The sequence below is a fragment of the Planktothrix sp. FACHB-1355 genome, assembly GCF_014748295.1.
GTDB classification, from domain to species: Bacteria; Cyanobacteriota; Cyanobacteriia; order Cyanobacteriales; family Aerosakkonemataceae; genus Aerosakkonema; species Aerosakkonema funiforme_A.
Genome location: NZ_JACJUP010000247.1, coordinates 1 through 7,047 on the forward strand (window position 1 = coordinate 1; position 7,047 = coordinate 7,047).

Here is a 7,047-nt window from a genome sequence, read left to right on the forward strand (position 1 = left end):
TAGAACCTTGGTGAGTGGCAGTGGAGATGGTACAATCAAAATTTGGAATCTCAGAACCGGACAATTAGAGCGCACTCTATCGCCGCGATCGGGCATGATTTTATCTGTTGCCATTAGTCCTGATGGGGAAACTCTCGCTACCGGCAATCAAGACTTAACTATTAAACTTTGGAATCTTCGCACTGGCAACCTGTTGCGTAGTTTCTCCGGACATAGTTATTATGCCGTTTGGTCGGTTGCTTTTACTCCGGATGGCAAAACTTTAGTTAGCGGTTCTGAGGATAGCACTATAAAAGTTTGGGATGTAGCAAGTGGAGAAATTCTGCGCGATATTACCAATAGAAGCCCGGTTTTGTCTGTGGCGATCGGCCCTGATGGTAAGACAATTGCCAGTGGAGATAAATCCAATCAGGTGAAACTTTGGAATCTCAACACTGGCGATTTGTTGCAAACCCTTTCCGGTCATGCAGATGGAGTGCGATCGGTCGCTTTCAGTCCGGATGGAAAAACGCTAATTAGCGGTGCTAGTGGTGCTGGAGATAAGACAATCAAAATTTGGCAATTACCGTAAGCAAAAATTTCTCAATCCAGGGCGATCGGATCTAATGCGAAATGCTTATGCTGGCGCTCGCCCTAGTTTGTAGTCCCTGCGTGCGTAAGTAATCGGGAAGTATAAAACTTTTTATATAGCAGATTAAATGTAACTTTTTGTGAAGATGAGGTGCGGATAAGTTAAGATAAATTTCCTCAAAATTTAGTGCTTTGAGACAGATGGGTTTAAACTTTTTAAATCTAGAAAAGTATTATAAAATAGTCAAGGTTTAAGTATTGTAGAAACAAGTTGAATTTTGAGTCGATCGCTATGTCTCCCAGACCCATTTATCTCGATAACCACGCTACCACACCCCTCGACGAAAGCGTGTTAGCCGCGATGCTTCCGTACTTCACGGAACACTTCGGCAATCCCGCCAGTAACAGCCACGTTTATGGCTGGGAAGCCGAATCTGCTGTTAAGCAAGCAAGGCAAATTTTAGCAGATGCAATTAACGCCACACCAGAGGAAATTGTATTTACCAGCGGTGCTACAGAAGCGAATAATTTAGCGGTCAAAGGTATCGCCGAAGCTTATTTCCAAAAAGGGCGTCATCTCATCACTGTGCAAACAGAACACAATGCCGTTCTCGACCCTTGCCAGTATTTAGAATCCCTCGGATTTGAAGTGACATACTTGCCAGTACAAAAAGATGGATTAATAGATTTAACAGAATTGGAAAAAGCTTTCCGTCCGGATACAATATTAGTTTCAGTGATGGCTGCTAATAACGAAATTGGTGTATTGCAACCCATAGCAGAAATTGGCGCAATGTGTCGCGATCGCCAAATCCTTTTCCATACAGATGCCGCCCAAGCTATTGGCAAAGTTCCTCTCGATGTCGAGGCGATGAAAATTGATTTGATGTCTCTGACAGCCCATAAAATTTATGGCCCGAAAGGTATCGGCGCACTCTACGTCAGACGCCGCAATCCTAGAGTAAAGTTAGCACCGCAACAACATGGGGGCGGACACGAACGGGGAATGCGTTCGGGTACATTATACGTGCCTCAAATTGCTGGATTTGCGAAAGCTGTAGAATTGGCGATCGCGGAAATGCCTTCGGAAACAGAACGCCTCACCGCTTTGCGTCAGCGTCTGTGGGAAAATTTGACACCCTTGGGTGTCATTTTTCTGAACGGACATCCCACAAAGCGATTACCGGGAAACTTGAATATCAGTGTAGAAGGGGTGGACGGATCGGCGCTATCATTGGGCTTGCAACCGATAGTCGCGGTATCTTCCGGGTCGGCTTGCACTTCTGCTAAAACTGCTCCCTCCCATGTTCTCACGGCTTTGGGACGATCGCCAGAACTCGCATATGCTTCAATTCGATTTGGCATTGGTAGATTTAATACGGCAGATGATATAGATAAAGTAGTGAATCATGCGATCGCTACCATTCGCAGTCTTCGCAAACAAGCTTCCCTTGTCGGCTAAGCAAATCGGAAATCGCAAATTTGCAATTTGCGATCGTTTCACCTATTCCCGCAAGGAAACTCACACCTACCCGATAGGGAGGTGTTGAGAGGAATTGCAGGTTTGCTTTCCAAATTTTATCCTTGATAACATGAGTTAGGCTGATGAAATTCACTTTAATCTTGATGGATTTGACTCACAAAGCTACCAAAAATATCTCGCAGATTGCCAAGATTTTATAAATCAACGCAACATAACAGACCCTACAAAATTAAATTGGTTTGATAAAGATAATCGTCAAATAACCAACTGGGAATATTATACGACTCCTAATAAGTGGGCCAACAATCCTAACTACGTCGAGATTATCCCTTAATTATTGGGAGATAAATTTTAAAATGAAGCCATCAATTGAAGCAAAACTTTGGAATGCAGGTCAATCAAAAGAACCCTATCATAAGGAAATTTGGTATGAAATTATAGACGCTCTCCTAGAAGATTTTCAAAAGCTCATAAAACAAGATTTTGAGCGAGAGCCAGAAATTAATCTAGATATTAACTCTCCTTTTTTTGGTCAATGGCTCAAGATGAAAATTCTAGAAAAGTCTATTTTATCTACAGCCTGGTCAGCCGTAATTGGTGGAAATATGGTAGGAAGTGAAAAGGGGGATGATATGTTTTATGTCAGTCTGACTCTTTTCATGTTCGATGTTACTAGCCAAAAACGTTTGTGTCTAAGTACAGGAGAAAGTATCCTTGAGTTTGTTTTTGAAAAACACTTAAATGGTCATGGATATTGGCGTAGTTTAGGATGGTTAAAAGATGGAAATTATGAATGGCAAAATGTTGCGTGGGAAGATTTTAAATGGGAATAAGCATAAAAGGGTATTCCCACTTACTTTGTTTCGGATTTGGGGGTGCTGGTTCATAATGCTGATTACGATCAAAAATGGCATAAAGGGAGCTTCGATTCACCTGAAGATTCATTGAGGTATCACTTCGACAGACATGGAGCAGAAATAAATGCTACTACCCCAGAACAGTATCTTAACAAAGCAGAGCAATTTAAAAATAACCAGAAACGTGCTAAAAGTTATCCCGTAGATGGTGCAAATCCTGGAACAAAGCGCTATGTTAAGAATGGACGCTATATTGATTTAGCACCTGATGGTCGCATTGTATCTTTTGGTTCTGATTAACTGTTTAAAGTTATTAAATTATGAGTTGGAACGAAATTAAAATACCAAATATTCAAGGTATTGAAAAAGTGGTTGCTGAGTTTTATGTGGGATGTATTGCATATATGCCAAATTGCCAGTTCAGAGTAAAAATCACCCAGGATAATTATGGTAATTACTCAGGACGTGTGAATGTTGCCATAAAAAATTTTAAAAATGGCTCGCCTGAATGGGTTGGAGGCCAAGGAGAATCAGTTGATGAGGCATTAGAAAATTCTATAAACAACTTTATAAACTCAATAAAATCTTCTGGTAGGGATTTAAGTAACCTTACAGATGAAGATTTTGAGTGGTCTGCTCCTGAAGACTTTTAAACTACTAAGGGGAGCAAGAATATTGAGGATATTCAAGTTGGGGTAGTGGTAATTACTGATGCTGTTGCTGGTAATCGGATTGTTGAATATACCTACGATAAGGTGGGGAATCGCCTTTTTTAATGGAGTTAATCAAGAAGGATTAGTCCGTTTCTTTAATGGACAAGCAGGTGGACAACAGATTCTCGATCATTTTAGTGAATTTTCCTTTTTCAGGACTAATTAAACTAGAAAAACTGAGTTGATTATGATTGACAAAGAAACTGCAAAACGGCTTGTAACAGAACAAATTAATGCTCATTCTAACGTCAAACCTGGTTTTGAGTGGGTAGTAATTGACGAAGCTACAATTGAAAATGACTACGGTTGGGTATTTTGTTATCAAACAAGACTTTTTTTAGAAACTAAAAATAATATTTACAGACGGGCGGGAAACTATCCTATACTTGTCGAAAAGAGCGATGGAAGTCTACACTATTTAAATACCCAAAACAACTCTTTAAAAAAAAGCCTAGAACTTTTTGAAGAACAAAAACGAAGCCCCAAGCAAAATAATTATTACGAATTATTTTGCTTCCTTAAAGCTTATATGGCAACCATGAAGTTTGGAGGGTTTCCAAATGAACGAGAAGCTATTCAATATTATGTTTCTTTCACCAAGTTGATTGATATAAAAAAAGTCATCGCTCAAGGTAAAGAACAAGTAGCAGAAACTCATTTTCCTGCCGAAAAAATAAGCACTATAACTAACCGGGTGTTTAAAAATAAAGAAGATGCAAAAAACTGGTTAAAAGAGGTAATTCAACTTCTTGAACTAAGTATAATTGACGTCCGTTAGACTATGTAAGACATCGGAGGACAGTTTTTCCGTGCCGATCGAAACTTGTTCCAGGTACGTCACGCGCTCTGTCAGACTTTGTATCACATCAAGGGATGCAAGAAAGCGATCGGATTCTACCAACCCAAAGAATTGCTTTAACGCCTTGACGACAACATCGGTGCGATTGCTAGAAGTTGCTTCCACCTGGGCGTCTATAGCTTCTAACAACGAGTCAGAGAGCCTAAAAGTAACGGGTGTTTTCGGCATATCTTACACCGTCATACTGCCTATTTATCATACAATGTCCTACAGTATGTCATACTTATAAGGTAGCGATCGTACTTGAAAACGCTCCCTTTAAAATCACCTGTAAGCCGTTTAGAAAAGATTGGTGGGGTAAAAATAAGGGGAGTGTAGGTAGTTTACTCCCACACGACTTGCGATCGCTCCTCCACCACCTGCTTGTAAACCGCTTCTGTTTGCTGCGCTAACTTAGGCCAGCTGAAACGTCGTTCTAAGTCCACATAAGCATTTTCCACCAACCACTGAGAATAACTTGGATTTTTGAGAACTTCCAGAATTCCCCACGCCAAAGAATCAGAATTGTTAGTCCAAGTAACTACACCAGTTTTGGTATGTCGCACCACCTCCGGCAAACCGCCAGTATCGGAAACCACCACCGGCACGCGAGCGGCAAAGCTTTCTAGAGCTACAATCCCAAAAGGTTCGTATAAACTTGGAAAAACAGCGCAATTAGCAACTGTCTGGAATTTATCCAGATCCGCATCTGACATAAAGCCGGTGAAACAACATTTATCCCAAATCCCCAAATTCCAAGCTTGAGTTTTCAAATGGTTGGTATTTCCGCCACCGATAATCACAAATCTAACATTACCTCCCATTTCCCAAATTACCTTTGGGGCGGCATTCAACAACACTGGAACGCCTTTTTCATAAGACATTCTACCTACGTAGTAAACAATTTTCTCTTCATCCCTGGCAAAGTGGCGACGAAAATCCCAAGCGTTAAATTCGTGCAAGCGGGGTTTCTTTTCAGCTCTAATGCCGTTGTAAATTACATCTATCTTGTCAGCAGGACTTTGTAGCGCTCTTTCTACTTCCTGGCGCATATAGTTGCTGCAAACAATCACCCGCCAAGCGTTATAGACAAGAAGCTTTTCTTTGCCGCTCACGTAGCGCTGATCGTTATTGTGGATACCGTTGTAACGTCCGTACTCCGTAGCGTGAATGGTTGCAATCAGGGGTACTTTGAAAATATGCTTGAGTGCGATCGCCGCATCTCCAACTAACCAATCGTGAGCGTGGATCAGATCGAACGGCCCATCTTCCAACATCAGCTTACCGCCGTGACTGCCCATGCTATTGTTCAAATTCGCTACCCAGTGGAAGAAATCGTTACTCCAACCTACCGGCACCCTATGGACGTGTATACCTTCCACAATTTCATAAAGAGGTGCTTCCCCAAATTCTGATGTAATTAGGTGGATTTCGTGCCCCAGTTTGACAACTTCTGGATACAGCTCCGCGACATGACGAGCAATTCCCCCGACAATCCGAGGCGGAAATTCCCAAGTTAACACCAGAATTTTCATTACTGCCCATCCCGAAGACTTAATTTATGGTTACTAATTTTCACATTTCTCAATACTTATTAGCATGACAATTGTAGCTAATACATCTATTTATATGTCAAAAATGTCATCGACATATAACTAGCACTTAGATCGCTTACTTTAAAATCGCTTCTATCCCTCGGCGGAACGTAAGCCACGCCGCAACTGCATCTGGATTGTCAGCCACTCCTCTGTGCAATAGAATAACTCCATCTTTAAAATCGGTAATTCCGTATAGATGGTTACCAGATACCCCATCGATCGCGACAATGCTATCCTTTAATATTTGGCGATCGGTCTTGAAGGCAACTTGATACTCGCGTAACTGCCACAGATCTGCGATCGCGTATTCCACATTCACAACTTCCCGTTTATCGTTCCGTAACTGCAATCCTGGAAAGCGAATAATTTCGCGGCGGCCAGAAAGATGGGGCACAATATAAGTCGTGGCTGCCACACTTGCATTTGGGGGAATTTTTGCCAATAATGAGTAAATTTCACCAGCGTGCTGCCATTGGCGAGGCAAAGATACATATACCCAAGGCTTAAATGAATCCGGCACCAGAAAAGATATAGTTCGATTCGGATTAGAAGTAATGGTAAAAAATAATGAAATACATATGCAGATTACCCAAAAGCGGCGAAAAGACAACTTTTTAAACTTTTCTGGATGTCGAGACCACCAAAGAATCGCTCCGTAAAATAATCCCGGAACCACAGTCATAGCATAGCGAATATTAATCGCCAAAACCGATTCCCCCTGACCCAAAAAAAGTTTGAGCAGAGGAAATCCTGCGATCGCCCAAGCTGCCGGGGAAACAGCTGGCACAAAAGCTAAAGGCAACCACTGGGCCAACAGATATTTCATCGTCTCAGGAAAAGGCGAAAACAGTTCTACCAGCAAGCGCCAGGGATTCTTCACCATTCCCCAGATAATTTCTAAAGTAGAAGCGGAATCACCATCAGCATACTGACCGAAGCGTTCCATCATAAACCGCTCGGAAATATCCGCAGAAAACAGCGGCATAAT

At 41.7% G+C, this 7,047-nt stretch carries 9 protein-coding genes; 6 read left to right on the plus strand and 3 right to left on the minus strand.

Annotated features, from left to right (window positions below; genetic code table 11):
- The 6 genes from H6S82_RS12825 to H6S82_RS12850 form a co-directional block, all read left to right on the plus strand.
- Nucleotides 1-571 (plus strand): WD40 repeat domain-containing protein (locus tag H6S82_RS12825; RefSeq protein WP_191056283.1); only part of this gene is annotated, 571 nt, incomplete at its 5' end.
- Nucleotides 572-862: 291 nt separating this feature from the next.
- Nucleotides 863-2,032: an IscS subfamily cysteine desulfurase gene (locus H6S82_RS12830; protein WP_190463863.1), complete on the plus strand. Its 1,170-nt coding sequence runs from the start codon at nucleotides 863-865 to the stop codon at nucleotides 2,030-2,032.
- A gap of 377 nt (nucleotides 2,033-2,409) precedes the next feature.
- Nucleotides 2,410-2,886 (plus strand): hypothetical protein, encoded by a 477-nt coding sequence (locus tag H6S82_RS12835; RefSeq protein WP_190463862.1) that lies wholly within the window; start codon nucleotides 2,410-2,412, stop codon nucleotides 2,884-2,886.
- Nucleotides 2,887-2,922: 36 nt separating this feature from the next.
- The gene (locus tag H6S82_RS12840; RefSeq protein WP_191056284.1) at nucleotides 2,923-3,210 is read left to right on the plus strand and encodes a hypothetical protein; all 288 of its coding nucleotides are present in this window, start codon (nucleotides 2,923-2,925) and stop codon (nucleotides 3,208-3,210) included.
- A gap of 20 nt (nucleotides 3,211-3,230) precedes the next feature.
- Nucleotides 3,231-3,563, plus strand: coding sequence for a hypothetical protein (locus H6S82_RS12845; RefSeq protein WP_190463860.1), 333 nt, complete (start codon nucleotides 3,231-3,233; stop codon nucleotides 3,561-3,563).
- Nucleotides 3,564-3,810: 247 nt separating this feature from the next.
- Entirely contained in the window at nucleotides 3,811-4,401 is a 591-nt protein-coding gene (locus H6S82_RS12850) for a YrhB domain-containing protein (protein WP_190463859.1), read from the plus strand.
- Here the strand turns inward: H6S82_RS12850 and H6S82_RS12855 are convergent.
- The 3 genes from H6S82_RS12855 to H6S82_RS12865 all read right to left on the minus strand — a co-directional run.
- On the minus strand, nucleotides 4,378-4,650 hold the full coding sequence (locus H6S82_RS12855; protein ID WP_190463858.1) for a hypothetical protein: 273 nt from the start codon (nucleotides 4,648-4,650) through the stop codon (nucleotides 4,378-4,380). The two genes, H6S82_RS12850 and H6S82_RS12855, sit on opposite strands and share 24 nt — an antisense overlap.
- A 155-nt stretch (nucleotides 4,651-4,805) precedes the next feature.
- On the minus strand, nucleotides 4,806-5,996 hold the full coding sequence (locus H6S82_RS12860; protein ID WP_190463857.1) for a glycosyltransferase family 4 protein: 1,191 nt from the start codon (nucleotides 5,994-5,996) through the stop codon (nucleotides 4,806-4,808).
- Between the two features lie 136 nt (nucleotides 5,997-6,132).
- Nucleotides 6,133-7,047, minus strand: a 915-nt coding sequence (locus tag H6S82_RS12865) for a DUF2079 domain-containing protein (RefSeq protein WP_191056285.1), incomplete at its 5' end; no start/stop codon positions are given.

What these genes read in the sequence shown, in the direction of transcription:
- H6S82_RS12860 (WP_190463857.1), bottom strand. Translation starts at nt 5,996, where the DNA reads ATGAAAATTCTGGTGTTAACTTGGGAATTTCCGCCTCGGATTGTCGGG.
- H6S82_RS12855 (WP_190463858.1), bottom strand. Translation starts at nt 4,650, where the DNA reads ATGCCGAAAACACCCGTTACTTTTAGGCTCTCTGACTCGTTGTTAGAA.
- H6S82_RS12830 (WP_190463863.1), top strand. Translation starts at nt 863, where the DNA reads ATGTCTCCCAGACCCATTTATCTCGATAACCACGCTACCACACCCCTC.
- H6S82_RS12835 (WP_190463862.1), top strand. Translation starts at nt 2,410, where the DNA reads ATGAAGCCATCAATTGAAGCAAAACTTTGGAATGCAGGTCAATCAAAA.
- H6S82_RS12845 (WP_190463860.1), top strand. Translation starts at nt 3,231, where the DNA reads ATGAGTTGGAACGAAATTAAAATACCAAATATTCAAGGTATTGAAAAA.
- H6S82_RS12850 (WP_190463859.1), top strand. Translation starts at nt 3,811, where the DNA reads ATGATTGACAAAGAAACTGCAAAACGGCTTGTAACAGAACAAATTAAT.